Origin of the sequence: Jejuia spongiicola (assembly GCF_023502325.1) — a bacterium.
Taxonomy (GTDB): domain Bacteria; phylum Bacteroidota; class Bacteroidia; order Flavobacteriales; family Flavobacteriaceae; genus Wocania_A; species Wocania_A spongiicola.
Genome location: NZ_JAMFLZ010000004.1, coordinates 316,768 through 340,240 on the forward strand (window position 1 = coordinate 316,768; position 23,473 = coordinate 340,240).

Genomic DNA, 23,473 nt, shown 5'->3' on the forward strand with positions numbered 1-23,473 from the left:
GCTACATCCTTTTTATTCAAAAATCGCCCATTTTATAATTAAAAAGGTATTATATAAGCAAATCTATTAATGAGGTTATTTTTAATCTTTCTTTTTTGTGTTGTAAGTTGTATGTTGTTTTCTCAAGAAAAAGAACATACTTCTTATTTAGATCTTAGTTATTTTAAAGGCAATATTGCATTGCATAATAATGATATTCTTCATTTAATAAAAGGACATCCCGAAGGTTATATTTTAAGTTGGAATAAAAAAACGTTTGGATATAACGATTGGGAACAGCGCTATAATTATCCAGATTATGGTATTTCGTTTGCGTATCAAAATTTAAAAAACGAGGTTTTAGGTGAAGTATCCTCATTGTATGCGCATTATAATTTTTACTTTTTAAAAAGAAACTTGATGTTTCGTATCGGGCAAGGGCTTGCTTTTACTACTAATCCATACGATAAAGATAACAACTTTAGGAACATTGCTTTTGGTTCTAAATTAATGAGTAGTACTTATGTAATGTTTAATTATAAAAAGGAACGAGTTCTAGATAACTTTGGTTTCCAAGCAGGGTTATCACTCATTCACTACTCTAATGCAAATGTTAAGGCTCCCAATACAAGTATTAATTCGTTAACATTTAATTTAGGGGTTACTTATAGTTTAGATGATGAAGATCTAGAGTTTGTTACCACATTACCTGAAACTAATGATGAAAAGTTCACACAGCCTGTAAAGTATAATTTGGCTTTTAGGAGTGGTGTAAATGAGAGTGATGTAGTTGGTAGCGGACAGTTTCCTTTTTATATTCTATCTGCTTATGCAGATAAAAGAATTAACCCTAAAAGCGCTTTGCAGTTTGGAACAGATGTGTTTTTTTCAAATTTTTTAAAAGAGCTTATTTATTATAAAAGTGTAGCTTTTCCTGAAGAAAATGTTTCTGGAAATGAGGATTATAAACGAGTAGGAGTTTTTGTAGGACATGAGTTATTTATAAATAAAACATCATTAATAACTCAATTAGGATATTATGTATATTATCCATTTGACTTTGAAGGGAAAACCTATTTTAGAGTGGGTTTAAAACGCTATATAAATGATAAATGGTTTGGCGCCTTAACATTAAAATCACATGGAGCTAAAGCTGAAGCTGTTGAATTTGGAATAGGAGTTAGGTTATGAAAAAAGCAATTTACATATTAATCTTATTAATAGTTTTTGCCTGCGATAGCGAAAATGCTGGAGATTGTTTTCAAAAAACAGGATCTATTATTCAACAAGAAACTAGTATTGATACTTTTGATAAAATATTAGTTAATCGTGATATTGAATTAATAATTAAAGAAGGAGCCACACAAAAAGTAATTATAGAAACTGGTAAAAATTTATTAAATGATATTGAAGTAAGTGTTGTAGATGGAAAACTAATTCTTACCGATAATAATAATTGCAATTATGTACGCGGTTATGGTATAACCAAAGTGTATATAACTTCACCCAATATTACTGAGATTAGAAGCTCTACACAGTATGATGTAAGATCGGATGGTGTTTTAAGTTACCCAAATTTAACCGTTCTGTCTGAAAATTTTAGTGCACCAGATACATTTACCAACGGGAGTTTTAGACTTCAAATTGATAATAATTCTCTTAGATTATTTTTTAATAATTTATCAAATTGTTTTATTTCAGGTAAAACTAATAGTTTAAATATAACATTTGCTGCAGGAACCTCGCGTTTTGAAGGTCGAGATTTAATTGCTCAAAACGTACAATTTTGGAATAGAAGTTCTAACGATATGATTGTAAATCCGCAACAAGAAATAAAAGGAAAAATTTCTGGTACAGGTAATGTAATTGCGGTAAATAAACCTCCAGTTATTGAAGTAGAGGAAGTTTATAAAGGTAGACTTATTTTTGAGTGATTAGCCAGCAGTTAACTCTCTAAACAAACTTTCTAAACTTGCGTTTTTTTGATTAAGCTGAAGAATCTTCAATTGGTTATCATGCGCAAAATCAAAAACATAAGAGCGCATATCTTCGGTAGTTTTAAAAGTGATTTCGTATACAAAACCATAAGTGTTTACAACACTTTCAACTTTTGGAAGTTTTAATAGAAAAGCATCTTCAACCCGGTAATCAAATTCAACAATAACAGTTTGTTTTTTACCTTCACGTAATTTCTTCAACTTTTTGTTGGCAACTATTTCACCTTTATTAATAATAATAACGCGGTCGCACATAGCTTCTACTTCTTGCATAATATGGGTAGAAAGGAATACTGTTTTAGTTTTGCCTATCGTTTTGATAAGGTTTCTAATATCGATTAATTGATTTGGGTCTAAGCCAGTTGTAGGTTCATCTAAAATTAAAACATCAGGATCATGCAATAAAGCATTTGCTAAACCTACACGTTGGCGATACCCTTTTGAGAGTTGACCTATTTTTTTATTTACTTCAGGTGTTAAACCAGTAAGCTCAATTACTTCGTCTACCCGCGCTTTTGCAACCTTGTATATATTCGCATTAAAAGCCAAATATTCTTTAATATACATGTCTAAATATAACGGATTGTGCTCGGGTAAATATCCAACACTTTGCTGTACGTCTTGTGTGTTTTCGTTAATGCTAAATCCATTTACTTTGGCATTGCCTTTTGTAGCATCAATATATGTAGTTAAAATTTTCATCATGGTAGATTTTCCAGCACCATTAGGTCCTAAAAAACCAACAATTTCAGGTTTATTAACCTTAAAAGATATATTGTTTAATGCTTTTTGACTTCCATAAAGCTTTAAAATTCCTTCAACTTCAATAGACATAATTTAAATAGTTTGTTCAAAAATAATAATTATATAATGTAAAGGTTGGTTTACTATAAAATCTTTAAAATTTTTAATAAAACCGAAAAAAAAATTATATAGTATTTTGATTTCTTAAAATATTATTTACTTTAGCCACGTAATTATGACAACAACAATGCATTATACATATTTTAACAACTGGTTTTATTTCTTTTTTAGCAAAAGGAACGAGGCGTTGTATGTATAATTTATAACTATAAATTTAATATGAGTCTCGATGAAAATCGAGACTTTTTTTTTGAATATGATAAAGACAGTAGCTATACAGGGTGTAAAAGGATCATTTCATCATATAGTTTCTCAACAGTTTTTTAATAAAGATGTTGAAGCTATTGAGTGTTTAACTTTTGATCGTGTAGTAGAAAGCTTAATAGGTGAAGAATGTGATGCAGCAATAATGGCTTTAGAGAATTCCATTGCAGGTTCAATTATTCCTAATTATGCATTAATAGATAGTTGTAATTTGCATGTAGTTGGTGAGCATTATGTTGATGTTCAACATAATTTAATGGCATTGCCAAAGCAAAATATTTCAGATATAAAAGAAGTGTATTCGCACCCTATGGCATTGTTGCAGTGTAAAGAATTTTTTAAAGAATACCCGCATATAAAACTTGTAGAAGATAAAGATACAGCCGAAGTAGCACAGCGTATAAATGAAAAAAAATTAATAGGTATTGGAGCCATTGCAAGTGTAAAAGCTGCTGAAATTTTTAAACTTGATATATTAAAACCTAGTATACAAACTATTAAACACAACGAAACACGTTTTGCGATTGTAAAGCGAACAAATTCTGAAGTGCCAGAAAACGAAATAAATAAAGCTTCGATAAAGTTTGAAACCGACCATAAGCGTGGAAGTTTAGCAGCAATTTTGAATGTAATGAGTGACTGTAAAATGAATTTAACAAAAATTCAATCATTACCAATTGTTGAAACGCCTTGGAAGTATGCTTTTTTTGTTGATGTAACTTTTAGTGATTATGCAGATTTTAAAAAAGCAAAAAATATAATTGATATTATGGGACAAGGATTTAAAGTTCTTGGAGAATATAAAAATGCAAAGTTATGATTGAAGTCGCTAACAGATTGCATACCGTTGAAGAATATTACTTCTCAAAAAAATTAAGAGAAGTTAATTTACTTATTGCAAGTGGTAAGCCTATTATTAATTTAGGTATTGGTAGTCCAGATTTACAACCGCCACAAAAAGTAGTTGAAGCTTTAACTGAAGGATTGTCAAACCCATTTGCGCATAAATATCAAAGTTATCAAGGGCTACCAGAGCTGCGGGATGCTATAGCAAAGTTTTATAAAGAACATTTCTTGGTTGATTTAAGTGCTAATACTGAGGTTTTACCTTTAATGGGAAGTAAAGAAGGTATTATGCACATTTCTATGGCATATTTAAATGAAGGCGATGAGGTGTTAATTCCTAACCCGGGATACCCTACTTATCAGTCGGTAACAAAATTAGTAGGAGGAAAACCTGTTTTTTATGAGTTGGATGCTGCTAATAATTGGATGCCAGATTTGAAAAGTTTAGAAAAGTCTGATTTAAGTAAGGTAAAATTAATGTGGGTTAATTATCCGCATATGCCAACAGGAGCAAAAGCTAATAAGTACTTGTTTGAAGATTTAGTTGCCTTTGCAAAGCGAAACAATATTTTAATTGTAAACGATAATCCTTATAGTTTTATTTTAAATGATAACCCAAAAAGCATATTAGAAGTAGAGGGAGCAAAAGAGGTGTGTTTAGAACTTAATTCTTTAAGTAAAACGTTTAATATGGCAGGTTGGCGTGTTGGTATGTTAGTTGGAAATGATGAGCACATAAATAATGTTTTAAAGATAAAAAGTAATATGGATTCAGGAATGTTTTATGGAATTCAAAAAGGAGCTATTGAAGCTTTAAAGTGCTCTAAAATGTGGTTTGTTACATTAAATAGTGTTTATAAACAACGACGAGATTTAGTTTGGAAATTAGCCGACGCATTAAACTGCACTTATGATAAAACAGCAAAAGGACTTTTTGTTTGGGCTAAATTACCAGCATTTGTTAAAGCAGAAGAGTTTATAGACTTAATTCTTAAAAAGAACCATGTTTTTATTACCCCTGGAACAATTTTTGGAAGCCAGGGAGAAGGTTACATAAGGTTTTCTTTATGTGCCTCAACCGAAGTTTTAGAGAAAGCATTAGCAAGATTAAAATAAGTATGAAAAATATATACATAATAGGAGTTGGTTTAATAGGCGGGAGTCTTGCTATAGATATTAAAAAAAATAATTCAAGTACGGTTATACATGGTATTAGTAGAAAAGATTCTACTTTAAATGAAGCATTATCTCTTAATTTAATTGATAAAAAAGCCACATTAGATGATATTGAAAATGCAGACTTGGTTATTGTGTCTATTCCAGTAGATGCAACCGTTAAATTATTACCAATCATTTTAGATAAAATTTCGGATAATGGATTGGTTGTAGATGCAGGATCGACAAAAGTAGACATATGTAAAGTAGTTGAGAATCATCCTAAACGAAGAAATTTTTTAGCAATGCATCCTATTGCAGGGACAGAGCATTCTGGACCAAGCGCAGCGATTCCAGATTTGTTTATAGGTAAAACAAATATTATTTGTGAGGTAGAAAAGACAACATTTAAACTTCAAGAAAAGGCATTAAAACTATTTACCGATATAGGGATGCGTATTCGATATATGAACCCAGAGGCTCACGATAAGCATATTGCTTATATGTCGCACTTATCTCATATTAGTTCATTTATGTTAGGTAAAACAGTTATTGAAAAAGAAAAAAATGAGCGCGATATTTTTGATATGGCAGGTAGTGGGTTTGAATCAACGGTTAGGTTGGCTAAAAGTTCACCAGAAATGTGGACGCCTATTTTTAAACAAAATAAAACCAATGTTATTGAAACATTAGAAGAGTATATTACGAATCTTACGCATTTTAAAGAGTTAATGAAACAAGATGATTTTGATGCCATTTTTAGCGAAATGAAAGATACCAATCATATAAAAGATATTTTAAACGGAATTAGTTAAGTAGTAAAATTATGGAAAACAAAAAAGAAATGAGAACATGGTTAGATGATTTAAAACTAGATCATCCATTAGTAATTGCTGGACCATGTAGTGCAGAAACCGAAGAGCAAGTTTTAAAAATAGCACACGAGCTTAAAGATACCGATGTTAATTATTTTAGAGCAGGAATATGGAAACCAAGAACACGTCCGGGAATGTTTGAAGGTGTTGGTGCTTTAGGATTAAAATGGTTACAGAAAGTAAAAGAAGAAACAGGAATGAAAACCTGTACAGAAGTTGCTAATGCTGCCCATGTAAAATTGGCTTTAGAACATGATATTGATTTATTATGGATTGGAGCGCGCTCAACGGTTAGCCCCTTTATTATGCAAGAAATTGCAGATGCCTTGCAAGGAACTGACAAAACAGTACTAGTAAAAAACCCAGTAAATCCAGATTTAGCTTTATGGTTAGGTGGTATTGAAAGATTACATAGTGCAGGTATTAAAAATTTAGGCGCTATTCATAGAGGGTTTTCAACATACGAAAAGTCGAAATATCGTAATATTCCAGAATGGCAATTAGCCATAGAATTTCAAAATAAATTTCCTGATTTACCATTAATAAATGACCCTTCTCATATTACAGGTAAAAGAGATATGGTTTTTGAAGTGTCTCAAGAAGCATTAGATTTAAATTTTGATGGTTTAATGATTGAAACTCATCATGATCCAGATAATGCTTGGAGTGATGCAGCACAGCAAGTGACACCAAAAGCTTTGATACAGATGATGATAGATCTTAAAATTAGAAAAACTACTGATAAAGAAGCAGATTATACTAATGCACTAAATAATTTAAGAGCACAGATAGATGTAGTAGATAATCAAATTATTGAATTACTTGGTAAACGTATGAAAGCTGCTGATGGTATTGGAGCTCTAAAAAAGAGTAAAAACGTAGCGGTATTACAATCTAAACGTTGGAATGAGATTTTAGGTAAAATGGTTTTAGAAGGAGAATCTAAAGGATTAAGTGAGGAGTTTATTTTAAAAATGTTTAAAGCTATTCACCAAGAGTCTATTAATCATCAAGAAAAGATAATTAACGGATAAAAGAAAATAATACATGTTTATAGAAAAACCTGACAATTAATTGTTAGGTTTTTCTATTTTTAACCCAATGAAAATAAGTTGTAAGAAACTCTCAGTTTTTATTTTTCTTTGCTCTATTAATTTTATTAATGGGCAAGAGGTTTTAACCCAATATATTCCTAATAATCTTGATTCTTTAAAAACTTATTTAAAGCAAATTAACTCAAAACACATTAAAAAAATAAACGGAGAATTTTCATCGAAAATCAAAAAAGTTTATAAAAATAGAGACGAAAAAGTTTTAGAGTCCATTGAAGATAGCACTTATGTTTTTAATCCTGAAATAAATAAAAATTTAGGTTTAATACTTCAACACATATATAAATCTAATCCTGATATTGATTCAAAAGATTTTTATTTTTTTATAAAAAACTCAATTGTTCCAAATGCGGCTTGTTATGGAGATGGTATGTTTGAGATCAATTTAGGCTTATTCACTAAGTTAGAATCAGAAGATGAATTAACATTTGTTATTTGTCATGAAATTGCACATAAATTATTAAATCATTCATTAAAGAATGTTTCAAAAAGTATTGCCTTAATAAATTCAAAGCAAACAAAGAAGAAGGTAAGAGACATTAAAAAAAATAAGTATGGTCAAACAAGAGCTGCTCTTTCTGTAATTGATGAATTAAACATAGATATGCTTGATTATTCTAAAGAAGTTGAAGCAGAAGCAGATTCTTTAGGTTTTATTTTGTTTTCTAAAACTAAATATGAAAAATTTAGAGCCCTTTCTTCTTTAGAAAAATTGAAAAAAGTTGACGAAATGATTTTACATCATGATGTTAAGTTAGATAGTGTTTTTAATTTTAAAAATTACCCGTTCCAGCCTTATTGGTTAAAAGAAACTACATCACTTTTTGACACAAATAAAGAAATAAATGAATTTAGTTTGCTTTCCGATACCTTAAAAACACATCCAGAAATAGAATTTAGAGTTGAAAAATTAATTAAGAGTTTTAATATAGAAAGAAAAGAGGTTGATTTTAAAAAATCTAAAGATTTGTTTTTCGATATAAAACAGATATCTCATTTGCAAAGTATACAGTTTACATTAGATTTAAAATTATTTGATGTGACCATTTACCAATTAATTGAAAAGTATAATAATAAAAAAATAGATGAAGACTATTATTATACAAAAATGATCGAGGCTTTACAATGTATATACCAAGCTAAAAAAAATCACGAATTAGGGAAACATGTGCCATTAAAAAATAGTTTTTCCGATGAAAAACAATTAAATAAAATTAGACTCTTTTTACATAATTTAGAGCTTAATGAAGTAAAAAAAATGGGATTAGCATTCTGTGATTTAATTGAATCTAAAAAAATAAATTACCCTAATCTTAACGAAATAATAGAATTTTTCAAATCAATTAATAATTAATCTTCAACAACAAAAAAATGAAAAAATTTTTAACTTTAATTTACTTGTGCTTACTTAGTTTATCCGTTAATGCTCAACAAAAATCGCTTAATGAAATTACTTCTTTTAAAATTAAAAATTTAGGAGCAATGATGGATAAAAATAATGACGTTGATGGTTATTATTTATATTATCAAGTAGATAAGCTTAAAAAAGGAAAGCGAGAGTACGCCATTAAAATACTAGACAATAATTTAAATGATATCGCAACAAAGTCATATATAGACAATAAAAATACATTTTTGCTACAAGGTAAGTTTAATAATCAAGCTTTAATGTTTGCGATGGCTAATTCTAGAGAAGAATATTATAAACTTGTAATGTTTGATAGAGAAGGTAATCAAGGAGAAAGTGTTTCAATCGATGTAGATAAAAAAGAAATAGAATGGTTGCTTCATATGCGTAAAACAGGGAATTTCAATACACTACTTCCTGTTGATAATAAAGGGTTTTTGTTTAACTATATAAAAGATAATAAAAAATTAGGTTATGGTTTAAAGTACGTATCTACAGATGGAGGGGCTTCTTGGGATTATAATTCTCCAGAAGATATTAAGAAGATAATGACCATCAACCCTATTGAAGTTAATGAAAAAGTAGTTGTAGCTATTGAAGGATCTAAAAAATCAATGCTTAGTAAGACTATTACATTTAAAGTTTTAGTAATTGACATTAAAACAGGTAAATTATTGTTTGAAAGAGAGTTTGAAAGAGAAAATAACCCTAGATTAATAAGTAATGCATTTTTAACAGATAATAAAGAAGTTGTTTTGTTAGGAGAATATTTTAAAAATGGAGATAACATCTATAAAGATGAAAGTTTGGGCCTTTTTGCACAAATAAATAGTTTAGATGGAAAAATAATATCTGATAGTAAAATAGGCTGGAAAAACGAAATTGATAACTTGATGCCTAAAAAAGATGAAGATAAAAGGGGTTATATATATTTTCATAATATAGTTCGTACTCAGAATGGCTCATATTATTTTATAGGGGAGAAATATAAAAAAACCATAAGTGTAGGAAGTGTTGCCTTAGGAGTATTGAGTAGAGGAGCTAACGGTGGAGCAAATTTCACTATCGGCAACACTGTTATTTTTGAATTTGATAAAAGTTTTAATATTAAAGGTATTAAAGAGTTTGAAAAAGGAAAATCTGTATTTTCAGGATTAGGTTTTGGAGGCCCGCAAATGCAAGCTTTAATTGCAAAAGCCTCTGGGTCTTTCGATTATGTATTTACACAAATTGATACAGATAGAGATCGTTTTTATGCAAATTTCATTGATTATGAAAGATTAAAAGGAGAAAAAAACAAATTGGCTTTTAAAACAATAATATACAATAAGGGCAAATTTTCTGAAGATAAGATTTATCTTCAAAAGGATAGTGGTAAAATCAAATTTAGAGTTTTGCAAGGAAAGCTTGGGCATGTTATGCTTATGGAATATAATAAAAAAGAAAAAACCTTAGATTTACACTTAGAAAAGCTAAATATTCAATAAGATAAAAAAAGGCCTCACAATTGTGAGGCCTTTTTTTATAAGTAAACATTCCGTTATTTATTTCTTTTGAAAAGGTAACGTGTTATAAAAATACCTTTACCATCTCCTTTTCCTCCTTCACTTTCTACAGCACTAGTAACAAAAGCTAGCTCCCATCCCTCTTCTATCATTGTGTTAATTTTAGAAGTAATTATCGCATCATTTGCAGCTATATTTTGAAAACGAATACCTCCAAGGTTATAAAAGTTTAATAATTTAGTTTCGTCAAAACCTTTAACTCTTATGTCCCCACGTTTAGATTTGTTACGTGTTTTATCCTCTTCAGTTTGCGTTGTTGTGTATTCTTTGTAGTCTTTTTGTTCGTTAGCACTAATAAGTCTAGAACGCCCTAAACCATTAGGAACAATAGATTCTACACTAGTAATAACTTTGTACTCTACTTGAGCCGTTGCATCCATAAATGCGAAAAGGCTAATAGCCAAAACAATAAATAATTTTTTCATGTTGTTGATTTTTGATTAAAATTAATAATGACAAGATTAACCAATATCTATGCCAAAAAAAATATTTTTTAGTTTTACTTTTGAAAAAGTTATGACAGGACGCGTTTATAAATCTACAGGTAGTTGGTACTCAGTTAAAACCGAATTGGGTGAAATGTACAAATGCCGTATAAAAGGGAAGTTTCGTATAAAAGGAATTAAAAGCACCAACCCCATTGCTGTGGGTGATATTGTAGATTTTGAATTAGAGACAGATAATGATCAGGAATCAGGGATTATTCATAATATTAAAGATAGATTTAATTATATTGTTAGAAAATCGGTAAACCTCTCTAAGCAAACACATATTATTTCGGCAAATATTGATCTAGTCTTTTTAATGATTACTATTAATAACCCACCAACACTAACCAGTTTTATTGATAGATTTTTAGTAACAGCTGAAGCATATTCCATAAAAACCATATTGTTGTTTAATAAGATTGATACTTATGACGAGGATACATTAAATGAGGTTAAATATTTAGCGCATGTGTATAGAAAAATTGGCTATGAATGTATAGGGGTTTCAGCTGTAACAGGAAAGAATGTAGATAAAGTAAAATCTTTAATGCGTGGTAAAGTAAGTATGTTTTCTGGACATTCTGGAGTTGGTAAATCTACACTTGTAAATGCTATCGAGCCTTCGTTAAATATTAAAACCAAAGAAATTTCAACCCAACATATGCAAGGGCAGCATACTACTACATTTGCAGAAATGTTCGATCTAAGTTTTGATGCTAAAATTATCGATACTCCAGGAATAAAAGGCTTCGGAGTTGTGGATATGGATAAAGAAGAAGTAGGCGATTATTTTCCCGAAATATTTAAATTAAAACAAGATTGCAAATTCAATAATTGTTTGCATACCAAAGAACCAAAGTGTGCAATAAAAAAAGCCTTAGATAGTGATGAGATAGCGTTTTCGCGTTACAGAAGCTATTTGCAAATTATTGAAGGTGAAGATGAGCATTATAGAACTGATAATTGGGAAAAGTAATAGTTAATTGTTTACCAAACAATTAAAATAATTTATAATATATGAAATATTTTTTTGTATCTCTTATTGCTTCATTATTGACTGTAAGCTGTTTGAATAGAAAGACTGATAATCCAGAAAATAAAGTTCTTGAAAAAACTAAAGATATTTTCAAACTAAATACCTTATTTAAGCAAGGGGAAGATGGCTATGCTTGTTATAGAATACCAGCGATTGTTACTGCTAATAACGGAGCTATTTTAGCTTTTAGTGAAGCTCGAAAATCTAGCTGCTCTGATACAGGAGATATAGATTTGGTTATGAAAAAATCTATGGATAATGGTATTACATGGAGCAATGTTAAAATAATTTGGAACGATAAAGCTAATGTTTGTGGAAACCCATCACCGGTAGTAGATGTTGAAACAGGTACTGTTCATTTGCTAGTTACTTGGAATAACGGAGAAGATCATGAATCAGAAATTATTAACGGGACAAGTATTGATGGCAGATTAGTATATCATTTAGTATCAACTGATCATGGAGAAACATGGTCAGAGCCAAAAAATATTACTGCTAGTACTAAAAAGCCCAATTGGTCATGGTATGCAACTGGACCTGTACACGGAATTCAATTAAAAAAAGGAAATTATAAAGGAAGGTTGATAATTCCGTGCGACCATATTGAAAAAGAGACCAAGAAATACTATTCACACGTTTTTTATTCAGATGATCATGGTGTTTCATGGAAGCTAGGGGGAAGTACTCCTGTTAATCAAGTAAATGAATGCACAATAGCAGAGTTAACAAATGGAGACTTACTGCTTAATATGCGCAATTATAATAGAGATGCTGTTAAATCTAGACAAATAGCGATTAGTGAAAATGGAGGTGATACATGGATTAATCAAAAATTTGATACCCAATTACCAGAGCCTAGGTGTCAAGGCGCGTTATTATCTGTTCAAAATAGTAAAAAGAACGCTTTACTATTTACAAATCCAGCAGATTCAATGGCAAGAGTAAATATGACGCTTTCAATAAGCAATGATGATGGTTTAAGTTGGGGCAAAAAAATTCCTATATATAAATCGCATTCTGCTTATTCAGACCTTACAGAATTAAAGAATGGAAATATTTTAGTTTTATATGAAGGGGGTATTGAAAATGCCTATGAAGGTATTCATTACAAAATTATTCCTAAAAACCTTATTTTTAATTAAGGCTTATTTATAATGAAAGTAGTTATACAAAGAGTTACAAAAGCTAGTGTTTCTATACAAAATAGAAAAGTGGCATCCATCAAAAATGGACTATTAGTGTTTTTAGGAATTGTAAGCGAAGATTCTAATGATGATATTAAATGGTTAATTAATAAAGTAACAAACCTTCGTGTTTTTGGAGACGAAAATGGAGTAATGAATAAATCGGTTATTGATGTAAACGGCGATGTTATTGTTGTTAGCCAATTTACTTTACATGCCTTAACAAAAAAAGGCAACAGACCAAGTTATATTAAAGCTGCAAAACCAGATACTGCAATTCCGTTATATAAAACTTTTGTAAACCAGTTAGAATTAAATTTAGGTAGGCCAATTCAAACAGGCGAGTTTGGTGCTGATATGAAAGTAGAACTAATTAATGATGGGCCAGTAACTATTATAATCGATTCTAAAAATAAAGAATAATTGGCATCAATTTTTGGGCATAGTGCAGTTGGCCTTACAATTTCAAAGCTTATAGATCAAAAGAATAGTAGATTGCTATTATTGATTGCTATTTTATCAACCATATTACCAGATTTTGATGTTATAGGTTTTAAATTTGGGATTCCATATACACACCCTTTAGGGCATAGAGGTTTTACACATTCTATAATTTTTGCAGTATTATGGGCACTTATTTTAATGTTTACAATAGGTAAAAAAAATAAGCTCATGTGGTTTCTGGTTATTTTTTTATCCACATTGTCTCATGGTATATTAGATGCTATGACATCTGGTGGTAGGGGTGTTGGGTTTTTAATTCCATTTAATAATAATCGATTTTTCTTTCCTTTTAGAAAAATAATAGTGTCGCCACTTGGAATAAAAAACTTTTTCTCAGAATGGGGTTTGCAAGTCGTTTTTAGTGAAATAAAATATGTGATTCTCCCATGTTTTTTTATATTAGCTGTAAGAATTTTAATTAAAAGGGTAAAGAAAAATTTTTAGAGAATATGATTTTTCTCATATTAGTATAGATTATATTCCTATAAATTCACCTTTTAATCTTGTTTAAAAAATAAACCATGATATTAAAGCCAATTACGAGTATTTTAATGCTATTCGTAACACTAACCATTTTTTCACAAGATAACCTATATTCCAGTTTAACGATTCCTGAAGATTTAAGGAAAAACGCCAATGCAGTAGTAAGGCTAAATAGTTTACAAGTGAGCATTAAGTCTCAAAGAGAGATTGTTGTGAATCTTAATAGAATTGTAACTGTATTTAATGAAAAAGGAAACCGTCATCTTCAGGCAGGCGTAGGCTACGATAAACATAGAAGAGTAAAAGCAATAGAAGCATTGATTTTTGATGAAAACGGAAATGAAATTAAAAAAATAAAGAAGCGGGATTTCATTGACCATAGTGCTGTTGATGGAGGAACTTTATACTCAGATTCTAGAGTGTTGTTTATGGGATATACACCAATAAAATACCCATATACAGTTAAATTTTCATATAAAGTAGAATCTGTTAACACAGCATCAATACCTTCATGGAACCCAATTGATAGCTATTATCTAAGTGTTGAAAATGATAATTATTCGTTAATAGATGATGCAAACCTAGGTTTAAGAGTCAATGAAAAAAACTTTGATGAGTTTGAAATTGAAAAATCTAGCACTGCTAGTGTCATAAATTATTCAATAACCAATGTTTCAGCTTTGAAACCAGAAAATTTAAGCCCTATTATCTCAAACTTTACTCCAAATGCATCTATTGCAGCAGAACGATTTCATTTCAACGGTGTTGATGGATATGCTCGTAACTGGTTAGAGTTCGGAAATTGGATAAAAAACTCATTGCTAGATGGTAGAAATCAAGTAACAACAGAAACTAAAGAGCATATAATAGATTTGGTTAAGGATATAGAAAGCCCTATTGAAAAGGCCAAAAAGGTGTATGAATTTGTACAGAATAATACTAGATATATAAGTGTACAAGTAGGTATTGGGGGTATTCAACCCATTCCTGCTATAGAAGTTGATCGATTAAAATATGGGGATTGTAAAGGATTAACAAATTATACTCAATCATTGTTAGAAATTGCAAGTGTACCATCGTATTATACTATTGTACAGGCGGGTAAGGAAATTGTCGATCTTGATGATGACTTCGCGTCATTACAACAAGGAAACCATATAATATTAGGAATACCAAATGAAGATAAAATGATATGGATAGATTGTACTAGTCAGCTACATCCATTTGGTTTTATAGGTGATTTTACAGATAATAGGAATGTACTTATTATAAAACAAGATTCTAGCAAAATTTTAAAAACAACATTATATCCAGATAAAGAAAATTATCAATTTACCGAAGCAAATATTAGCCTAGATATAGAAGGAAGTATTAGTTCAAAAATCAGGATAAAAACTAAAGGTATTCAATATGATAATAGATTTTATATTGAAAGAGAATCAAATAAAGACATCATAGAATATTATAAAGAGTATTGGAGTAATGTAAATAATTTAGAAGTATTAAATTATAAATTTGAAAATAATAAAACAAATGTTGAGTTTATTGAGGAAATTAATATTAAGGCAAAAAATTATGCCTCTTTAAATGGAGAAAGGCTAATTTTTACACCTAATATGTTTAACAAAAACTCATTTATACCTGACAGATATAGGAATAGAAAACTACCTGTAGAAATACAAAGAGGATATTTTGATGAAGATAGATTTAGTATTACAATACCAAAGGAATATGTAATTGAAGGACTTCCAACAAATACTTTTATAGAAAATAAATTTGGAGAATATCATATTGAATATGTAAAAGATGGAAATAAAATTTTATATAAAAGAAAATTGATGATTTTTAAAGGGAAACACTCAAATACTGAATATGAATCCTACAGAAATTTTAGAAAGAAAATTTCAAAAACAGATAACTCAAAAATAGTACTCAAAAAAATCTAAAAATCATGATAAAAAAAACCTGCCTTTTATTGTTTGTTACGTCTTTCCAAATTCTTTTATCTCAAGAAATTGAATTTGGGAAGATATCAAAAGAAGAATTGCTAGAAGAGTCTTATCCACAAGATAAGTCTGCAAATGCTGTAGTGCTTTATAAGCACCAAAACACTTATTTGTCGTCATCAGTTTCGAGCATAGAACTGATAACAGAAATTCACGAACGGATTAAAATTTATAATAAAGAAGGGTTTAATTATGCAACTCACGAAGTAAACTTATTCAAAAGTGGAAGTTCTAATGAGTCAGTAAGAAAGATAAAAGCATTTACTTATAATATTGAAGATGGTAAAGTTGTCAAAGCAGCATTAGACAAAGATCAAGTTTTTGAAAACGAAGTAAGTTATAATTATAATCAAACAAAATTTACAATGCCTAATGTGAAAGAAGGTTCTGTAATTGAATATAAATATACGATACGTTCTCCTTTTTATTTTTCTATCGACGAATTTAGATTTCAGTATGATATACCAATTAAAAAACTGGACGCAGAATTAAGAACTCCAAAAGGCTATCGGTTTAATAGAACAAACAAAGGATATCTAAGTTTTTTTCCTAAAGTAACAACAAAGAAAGATAACCGCCTAGGAATGGATGTGGTTTTAACGAAGTATTTTCTAAATAATATACCAGCACTAAAAGAAGAGAGCTATGTTGATAATATTGAAAACTATAGGGCAGGGGTAATGTTCGAGTTAGTCTCGATTGAACTACCAGGTACTTACCCTAGAAGTTATGCGAGGAGTTGGAGTGATGTTGCAAAAACAATTGGAAACTCAGACGATTATAAACATAAATTAGATAAAACAAATTCTTTTAAAAAGGAATTAGAAAACCTAATATCAGAAACTTTAGGTGATGTTGAAAAAATGAAACTAATTTTTAAATATGTAAAGGAAAATATAAAGTGGAATGGGATAGATGGCAAGTCTTTTTATTATGGTATTAAAAAAGCATTAAAAGAAAAAAAAGGAAATGTAGCAGATATAAATCTAACTCTGGTAGCAATGTTAAGGGATGCAGGTATAAAAGCAAACCCAGTAATTATAAGTACAAAAGAAAACGTGACACCTATTTTTCCAACTGTAGATAGACTAAACTATGTTTTGGCTTATGCTGAAATCTCTGGAAAAAAATATTTCATGGATGCAAGCGACGAATTTAGTGATATAAACTTACTGCCTATAAAAGATTACAATTGGAAAGGAATTTATATAGATAATAACAATTTAATATGGAAACGAATAGATATTAAAGAACCAGCACAAGCAGTTTCTCAGTATTCTATAATTGCAACTTTAAATGAAGAAGGTGAAATTAACGGTACCATGAAGTCTAGACACTCAAACCATAGTGCATTTGAATTTAGAGAAGCCTTTAAAAATGTAGATGAAGAAGGTTTTGTAGTTAACCTTGAAGAAAAATATGATAATATTGAAATATCTAATTATGAGGTAAAAAATACTGACAAATATGATGGTTTCGTTTCAGAATCTTTTGACTATTATCAAGAAACAGGTGCAGATATAATTAATGATAAAATTTATATTCAACCATTTTCATTTTTTAGAATAAAAGAAAACCCTTTTAAATTAGATGAAAGAAACTTTCCTGTAGATTTTGGTTATCCATTTAAAAAGAAGTACATGTTTAATATTTCATTACCTGAAGGATATATTTTAGAATCTAAACCTGAAGCCATAGTTCTTAAAGTACCTAATGATTTAGGAGAGTTTAAATATATTCCAAGAGTAAATGCAAATGCTATTCAATTAGTTGTTACTTTTGAAATTAAGAGCGCTAAAATAATGACAGACAATTATTTGTTTTTAAAGCAATTTTTTAATCAAATGATTATAAAAGGGAAAGAACAAATAGTTTTAACCAAAATATAATGGGTATTAAAAACGCACAAAAAATAGTAGACGATTGGATTAACCAGCACGGTGTACGTTATTTTAACGAACTTACTAATATGGCGCAACTTACTGAAGAAGTTGGTGAGGTGGCACGTATTATAGCACGCCGTTATGGAGAGCAAAGCGAAAAAGAAAGCGATAAAAACAAAGACTTAGGAGAAGAATTAGCAGATGTATTATTTGTAGTTTTATGCTTAGCTAATCAAACTGGAGTAGATTTACAAAAAGCATTTGATAAAAGAATGGATAAGAAAGCAAAACGTGATCACGATAGACACCATAATAACGAAAAATTAAAGTAAATTTGCATCTTCTTTAAATAAGAATTTATTCGAATATGCACATTACTCTTCAAAAATCTAAAACAGCTAAACAATCATCAATTCAAATTACAGGTTCTAAAAGCGAATCTAATAGGTTGTTGTTGCTAAAAGCATTATATCCTGAGATAAGTTTAGATAATGTTTCAAATTCTGATGACAGTCAACTTATGGCAAAAGCTTTGGCTTCTTCTTCCAATATTGTTGACATTAATCATGCAGGAACAGCAATGCGATTCTTAACCGCTTTTTTTGCAGTACTAGAGGGTAGAGAAGTTGTATTAACAGGCTCTAAAAGAATGAAAGAGCGACCAATTAAAATTTTGGTTAACGCCTTACAAGATTTAGGAGCAGATATTAGCTATGTTGAAAATGAAGGTTTTCCTCCAATAAAAATAAAAGGCAAAAAACTAATTAAAAATAAAGTATCACTAAAAGCAAATGTTAGCAGTCAGTATATATCTGCATTATTACTTATAGCTTCAAAGCTTGAAAATGGATTAGAATTAACGCTTGAAGGAGAAGTTACTTCTATTCCATATATAAAAATGACTTTGAGTTTACTAGATGAAATAGGCGTAGAGTCATCTTTTATAAACAACACTATTACAGTAAAACCCAATACAAAAACCCAAAAACCTAAGACGTTAACCGTAGAATCAGATTGGTCTTCAGCATCCTATTATTTTAGTATTGTGGCATTAAGCGATGTAGGTACAGAAATCACATTATCATCTTATAAAGAGAATTCGCTTCAAGGAGATTCAGCATTAATTGATATTTATAAAGCGTTTGGGGTTGAAACAGTTTCTTATAAAAATACAATCACTTTAAAAAAAGTTTCAGAAAATAAAGAACCAAAAAGTTTCAATTTAGTTAATGCACCAGATATTGCTCAAACCATTGCAGTAACTTGTTTTGCTTTAGGAATCGCTTGCGATTTAACAGGGTTGCATACTTTGAAAATAAAAGAAACAGATAGACTAGTAGCATTAAAAGTAGAGATTGAAAAATTAGGCGGTAAAGTAGATATAACAAACGATTCGTTGTATTTGCATCCATCAAATTCTATTAAAGAAATGGTTTCAATTGCAACATATCACGACCATAGAATGGCTATGGCTTTTGCGCCCTTAGCTTTAAAAACACCAATTATTATAGAAGATGCTATGGTAGTTTCTAAATCTTATCCTACGTTTTGGGATGATTTAAAATCTGTAGGATTTAAAATAACTCAATAATAATTAGCTATTTACTTGACAACCCCTATTTGCAGATTGTATATTTGCAACTTTCCAAAAAATAATAATAAAAATAATTTAGATGAAATTATCACATTTTGGCTTCGAGTTACCAGAAGAGTTATTAGCAGAATATCCAGCAGAAAATAGAGATGAGTCTCGTTTAATGGTTTTAAACAGAAAAGAACAAACCATTGAACATAAAATGTTTAAAGATATAATTGACTATTTTGATGAAGAAGATGTATTAGTACTTAACAATACTAAAGTTTTTCCTGCGAGATTATACGGGAATAAAGAAAAAACTGGAGCTAGAATAGAAGTATTTTTATTAAGAGAATTAAACGAAGAGCAACGCCTTTGGGATGTTTTAGTAGACCCTGCAAGAAAAATTAGAATTGGTAACAAACTATATTTTGGTGACGATGATACTTTGGTTGCAGAAGTTATAGATAATACCACTTCAAGAGGGCGTACGCTGCGCTTTTTGTATGATGGATCGTATAATGAGTTCCGCAGAAAATTAACAGAACTTGGAGAAACACCATTACCTAAGTATATTAAAAGAGATGTTGAGCCAGAAGATGAAAATCGTTATCAAACTATTTTTGCAAAAAATGAAGGCGCTGTAGCAGCACCAACAGCAGGGCTACACTTTTCAAGACACTTATTAAAACGTTTAGAAATTAAAGGTGTCGATTTTGCAGAGGTAACACTTCATGTAGGTTTAGGAACCTTTAATCCAGTTGAGGTAGAAGATCTTTCTAAGCACAAAATGGATAGTGAAGAATTAAGTATTAATGAAAAAGCTGTAAACATTGTTAATACAGCAAAAAATAACAAAAAACGTGTTTGTGCTGTAGGTACAACTGCAATGAGAGCTATTGAAAGTGCAGTATCATCAAACGGAGAACTAAATGAATTCGAGGGTTGGACTAATAAATTTATATTTCCACCATACGATTTTAGCATTGCTAATTGCATGATTACTAATTTTCACACGCCAAAATCTACACTGTTAATGATGGTTTCTGCATTTGCAGGCCACGATTTTATAAAACGAGCTTACGAAGAAGCTGTAAAAGAAAAATACAAGTTTTATAGTTATGGTGATGCCATGTTAATCATTTAATTTAAAAAGTATAAAAAGCCTCTTTTTTAAGAGGCTTTTTTATTGGGCATTCCCAAAAGGGTCGGGCTTTCACTACTCGCTTCCCGATAGAAAAACCGGGAGAGCTTAAACAGACCGCTCAATCCCTAATGCAAAATTTTAACACCAATTAAAAATCGTTAATAGTAATTCGTCAATCGAAATTCCTTTCACTATTTTTGCAATCAAATGGAAATCAAGAAAAAAGACATACGCGCTTTAACCAAAGAGCAATTAAGAGAATTCTTTGTCAATCAAGGGGATAAGGCTTTTAGAGGTAATCAGGTTTACGAATGGTTATGGCAAAAATCGGCACACAATTTTGAGGATATGACTAATGTTTCAAAAGAAACACGTCAAATGCTCGAAGCTAATTTTGTAATAAACCACATAAAGGTTGATACCATGCAACGCAGTAACGATGGCACAGTAAAAAATGCTGTGCGATTACATGATGGTTTAATAGTAGAGTCGGTGTTAATTCCAACCGCAACTCGAACAACAGCTTGTGTGTCAAGTCAAGTTGGCTGTAGTTTAGATTGTAAGTTTTGTGCAACAGCACGTTTAAAACGCATGCGTAATTTAAATCCAGATGAAATTTACGATCAAGTAGTTGCTATCGATAAAGAAAGCAGATTATATCATAACCGCCCGTTAAGTAATATTGTTTTTATGGGAATGGGAGAACCACTCATGAATTATAATAATGTTATTAAAGCCATCGATAAAATAACATCGCCAGAAGGTTTAGGGATGTCTCCAAAACGTATAACGGTTTCAACATCTGGTGTACCAAAAATGATTAAAAAAATGGCAGATGATGAAGTTAAATTTAATTTAGCAGTATCGTTACATTCGGCCATTGATGAAGTTCGAACTACCATTATGCCTTTTAATGAAACCTTTCCTTTAAAAGATTTAAAAGAATCTCTTGAATATTGGTATTTAAAAACCAATAGAAAGATAAGTTACGAATATGTAGTTTGGAAAGGAATAAATGATGCCCAAAAAGATATTGATGCTTTTGTTAAGTTTTGTAAATATGTACCTTGTAAAGTTAATATTATAGAATATAACCCCATTGATGATGGTGATTTTCAGCAAGCTAGTAATCTGGCTTTAGAAAATTATATCAATACCTTAGAGAAAAATAGAATAGTGGTTAATGTACGTCGAAGCAGAGGGAAAGATATTGATGCTGCTTGCGGACAATTAGCAAATAAATCTTAGAATATAATTTACTAAAACTTATATTTGATACTTCTTAATTTATAGTTTGAAAATAGTAGAACAAATAAAGCAACCAATAGCCTATGAGATGGATCTTTTCGAGCAAAAGTTCCAGCTGTCAATGTCTAGTAAAGTAGCTTTGTTAAACAGAATTACGCACTATATAGTAAACCGAAAAGGGAAACAAATGCGACCAATGTTTGTGTTTTTGGTAGCTAAAATGGTGTCAAATGGAGAAGTAAGCGAACGTACATACAGAGGAGCCTCTGTTATTGAGCTAATTCATACAGCTACTTTGGTGCATGATGATGTAGTTGACGATAGTAATCGTCGTCGAGGTTTCTTTTCAATAAATGCACTTTGGAAAAATAAAATAGCCGTTTTAATAGGTGATTATTTATTGTCGAAAGGATTATTACTTTCTATTGATAATAACGATTTTGATTTACTTAAAATCATATCGATTGCTGTACGCGAAATGAGCGAAGGCGAACTTTTGCAGATTGAAAAAGCTAGAAAATTAGATATTACAGAAGCCATTTATTACGAGATAATCCGTCAAAAAACAGCAACACTTATTGCTGCCTGTTGTAGTTTAGGTGCAGCATCCGTTAAGCCAGAATCTCAAGATGTAGAAAAGATGCGAAAGTTTGGAGAACTTATTGGCATGGCATTTCAAATTAAAGACGATTTGTTTGATTATGGCGACACGCAAATTGGTAAGCCCACAGGTATTGATATTAAGGAGCAAAAAATGACATTGCCTTTAATTTATGTGCTAAATAAAGCCAGTAAAAAAGATAAACGTTGGTTGATAAACTCTATTAAAAACCATAATAAGGATTCCAAACGTGTAAAGGAAGTTATTGCTTTTGTAAAAGTAAATGGCGGTTTAGAATATGCTATTAGTAAGATGAAAGTATTTCAAACAGAAGCTTTACAACTATTGGAAACTTACCCAGATTCAGAGTATAAAAATTCACTAAAACTTATGGTGAATTATGTTATAGAGAGAAAAAGATAATTTAATCTTTTAAAAGGTTCGTTTAATGGTTTGTGTAAGGATAGTTGCGTGGTTAAGGAACTAACTTAGCGAAAATGGAACAATACAGAAAAAAATTCGCAGGATTTTCCTAGTAGGATAGAACCAAGCAATTATTTTTACATTTTGTTACCACATGTTTTCTTTAATTCCGATTAATTTCCCCATTACCTTATTATATCGATACATTATTCTCATTTGAACTTGGCTTGGATTAAAAAAGTACTCATAGATTATATCATAAGTCTTTTTTATTCTTTTTCTTTTTTCAGTTATTTTGTCTTTAGGCCAGTCATATTGGATTAAAAGAATTTCCCTTTTATCGTCTCGAAAATTTAATTCTGCCTTTTGTTCGTTGTATTTTTTGTAAAATTCAGGCTCATCAATGGAATCTCTATGAATAGCTAACTTCTTGTCCGAAATCCAAAGTTTTAGCGTGTCTTTAATATCATTGTAACCAAATTCAAACTGTCCATTAAAAATTGGGGAATGTTCGTTTACTTTAAATCGTATCGAATCTTTTAATAAAACTTTGACTTTAAAAGTTCCAAATGAGTCTGTTTCAACTCTGGTAGTATTGTCCTTTTGAATTAATTGAATTTTGCTTATCCGTTTATTTAAATTTTTTATGTACTTGTCTTTAATATCTCTGAATAATGCAAATTCTGTTGCTTCTGATTTATAAAATTCAACTTTTCCAACAATTTCTTTTTGAGAGAAAAGACTTTGCTGGAAAACCAAAAGTGTCAATATGAATATAGTTTTTCTCAAATTGTAGCCAATGTTTTTTGCGGATATGCATCGTTTTAAT

22 protein-coding genes are annotated in these 23,473 nt (G+C 30.1%); 19 read left to right on the forward strand and 3 right to left on the reverse strand.

The annotated features are described in order from the left end of the window. Nucleotides 1-69 precede the first annotated feature (69 nt). Together M3P09_RS11125 and M3P09_RS11130 are read left to right on the forward strand one after the other, a co-directional pair. Nucleotides 70-1,170, forward strand: a complete 1,101-nt coding sequence (locus M3P09_RS11125; protein WP_249973183.1) for an acyloxyacyl hydrolase — start codon at nt 70-72, stop codon at nt 1,168-1,170. Beyond that, nucleotides 1,167-1,913 carry a head GIN domain-containing protein gene (locus M3P09_RS11130; protein WP_249973184.1) on the forward strand — a complete coding sequence of 249 codons (747 nt, stop codon included), beginning with the start codon at nt 1,167-1,169 and terminating at the stop codon, nt 1,911-1,913. The genes M3P09_RS11125 and M3P09_RS11130 overlap by 4 nt, the downstream gene beginning before the upstream one ends. Here the strand turns inward: M3P09_RS11130 and gldA are convergent, their stop codons facing one another. Beyond that, nucleotides 1,914-2,810: a gliding motility-associated ABC transporter ATP-binding subunit GldA gene (gene gldA, locus M3P09_RS11135; protein ID WP_249973185.1), complete on the reverse strand. Its 897-nt coding sequence runs from the start codon at nt 2,808-2,810 to the stop codon at nt 1,914-1,916. A gap of 286 nt (nt 2,811-3,096) precedes the next feature. On the opposite strand from gldA, the gene M3P09_RS11140 reads away from it, so the two are divergent. From M3P09_RS11140 to M3P09_RS11165, 6 genes are all read left to right on the forward strand, one after another. Next, the gene (locus M3P09_RS11140; RefSeq protein ID WP_249973186.1) at nt 3,097-3,924 is read left to right on the forward strand and encodes a prephenate dehydratase; all 828 of its coding nucleotides are present in this window, start codon (nt 3,097-3,099) and stop codon (nt 3,922-3,924) included. After that, nucleotides 3,921-5,066: a pyridoxal phosphate-dependent aminotransferase gene (locus M3P09_RS11145; RefSeq protein WP_249973187.1), complete on the forward strand. Its 1,146-nt coding sequence runs from the start codon at nt 3,921-3,923 to the stop codon at nt 5,064-5,066. The genes M3P09_RS11140 and M3P09_RS11145 overlap by 4 nt, the downstream gene beginning before the upstream one ends. A gap of 2 nt (nt 5,067-5,068) precedes the next feature. Then, the gene (locus M3P09_RS11150) at nt 5,069-5,920 is read left to right on the forward strand and encodes a prephenate dehydrogenase (RefSeq protein ID WP_249973188.1); all 852 of its coding nucleotides are present in this window, start codon (nt 5,069-5,071) and stop codon (nt 5,918-5,920) included. Between the two features lie 11 nt (nt 5,921-5,931). After that, entirely contained in the window at nt 5,932-7,014 is a 1,083-nt protein-coding gene (locus M3P09_RS11155) for a bifunctional 3-deoxy-7-phosphoheptulonate synthase/chorismate mutase type II (protein ID WP_099563488.1), read from the forward strand. A gap of 67 nt (nt 7,015-7,081) precedes the next feature. Continuing rightward, nucleotides 7,082-8,446, forward strand: coding sequence for a M48 family metalloprotease (locus M3P09_RS11160; protein WP_249973189.1), 1,365 nt, complete (start codon nt 7,082-7,084; stop codon nt 8,444-8,446). A gap of 17 nt (nt 8,447-8,463) precedes the next feature. Continuing rightward, entirely contained in the window at nt 8,464-9,987 is a 1,524-nt protein-coding gene (locus M3P09_RS11165; RefSeq protein ID WP_249973190.1) for a DUF6770 family protein, read from the forward strand. Nucleotides 9,988-10,040: 53 nt separating this feature from the next. On the opposite strand, the gene M3P09_RS11170 is transcribed toward M3P09_RS11165, so the two are convergent. Continuing rightward, nucleotides 10,041-10,490, reverse strand: coding sequence for a hypothetical protein (locus M3P09_RS11170; RefSeq protein ID WP_099563489.1), 450 nt, complete (start codon nt 10,488-10,490; stop codon nt 10,041-10,043). Nucleotides 10,491-10,581: 91 nt separating this feature from the next. Here M3P09_RS11170 and rsgA point away from each other — a divergent pair, with 91 nt between their 5' ends. From rsgA to M3P09_RS11225, 11 genes are all read left to right on the forward strand, one after another. After that, complete coding sequence (rsgA, locus tag M3P09_RS11175; protein WP_099563582.1) at nt 10,582-11,529, forward strand: ribosome small subunit-dependent GTPase A; 948 nt, start codon at nt 10,582-10,584, stop codon at nt 11,527-11,529. A gap of 41 nt (nt 11,530-11,570) precedes the next feature. Next, nucleotides 11,571-12,731 (forward strand): sialidase family protein, encoded by a 1,161-nt coding sequence (locus tag M3P09_RS11180; protein ID WP_249973191.1) that lies wholly within the window; start codon nt 11,571-11,573, stop codon nt 12,729-12,731. Nucleotides 12,732-12,743: 12 nt separating this feature from the next. After that, the gene (dtd, locus tag M3P09_RS11185; RefSeq protein WP_249973192.1) at nt 12,744-13,196 is read left to right on the forward strand and encodes a D-aminoacyl-tRNA deacylase; all 453 of its coding nucleotides are present in this window, start codon (nt 12,744-12,746) and stop codon (nt 13,194-13,196) included. Then, entirely contained in the window at nt 13,197-13,721 is a 525-nt protein-coding gene (locus tag M3P09_RS11190) for a metal-dependent hydrolase (protein WP_249973193.1), read from the forward strand. Between the two features lie 77 nt (nt 13,722-13,798). Then, nucleotides 13,799-15,706 carry a DUF3858 domain-containing protein gene (locus tag M3P09_RS11195; protein ID WP_249973194.1) on the forward strand — a complete coding sequence of 636 codons (1,908 nt, stop codon included), beginning with the start codon at nt 13,799-13,801 and terminating at the stop codon, nt 15,704-15,706. A gap of 5 nt (nt 15,707-15,711) precedes the next feature. Beyond that, the gene (locus M3P09_RS11200; protein WP_249973195.1) at nt 15,712-17,655 is read left to right on the forward strand and encodes a transglutaminase family protein; all 1,944 of its coding nucleotides are present in this window, start codon (nt 15,712-15,714) and stop codon (nt 17,653-17,655) included. Beyond that, a complete protein-coding gene (locus M3P09_RS11205) occupies nt 17,655-17,981 on the forward strand; it encodes a nucleotide pyrophosphohydrolase (RefSeq protein WP_099563495.1) in 327 nt (108 codons plus the stop codon). Before M3P09_RS11200 ends, M3P09_RS11205 begins: the two co-directional genes overlap by 1 nt. A gap of 35 nt (nt 17,982-18,016) precedes the next feature. After that, nucleotides 18,017-19,240, forward strand: coding sequence for a 3-phosphoshikimate 1-carboxyvinyltransferase (locus M3P09_RS11210; RefSeq protein ID WP_249973196.1), 1,224 nt, complete (start codon nt 18,017-18,019; stop codon nt 19,238-19,240). A gap of 82 nt (nt 19,241-19,322) precedes the next feature. Then, the gene (queA, locus tag M3P09_RS11215) at nt 19,323-20,372 is read left to right on the forward strand and encodes a tRNA preQ1(34) S-adenosylmethionine ribosyltransferase-isomerase QueA (RefSeq protein WP_099563497.1); all 1,050 of its coding nucleotides are present in this window, start codon (nt 19,323-19,325) and stop codon (nt 20,370-20,372) included. A 207-nt stretch (nt 20,373-20,579) separates the two neighbouring features. After that, nucleotides 20,580-21,620 carry a dual-specificity RNA methyltransferase RlmN gene (rlmN, locus tag M3P09_RS11220; protein ID WP_249973197.1) on the forward strand — a complete coding sequence of 347 codons (1,041 nt, stop codon included), beginning with the start codon at nt 20,580-20,582 and terminating at the stop codon, nt 21,618-21,620. 46 nt (nt 21,621-21,666) lie between these two features. Then, complete coding sequence (locus M3P09_RS11225; protein WP_249973198.1) at nt 21,667-22,644, forward strand: polyprenyl synthetase family protein; 978 nt, start codon at nt 21,667-21,669, stop codon at nt 22,642-22,644. Between the two features lie 147 nt (nt 22,645-22,791). On the opposite strand, the gene M3P09_RS11230 is transcribed toward M3P09_RS11225, so the two are convergent. Next, on the reverse strand, nt 22,792-23,433 hold the full coding sequence (locus M3P09_RS11230) for a hypothetical protein (RefSeq protein WP_249973199.1): 642 nt from the start codon (nt 23,431-23,433) through the stop codon (nt 22,792-22,794). Nucleotides 23,434-23,473: the final 40 nt, after the last annotated feature.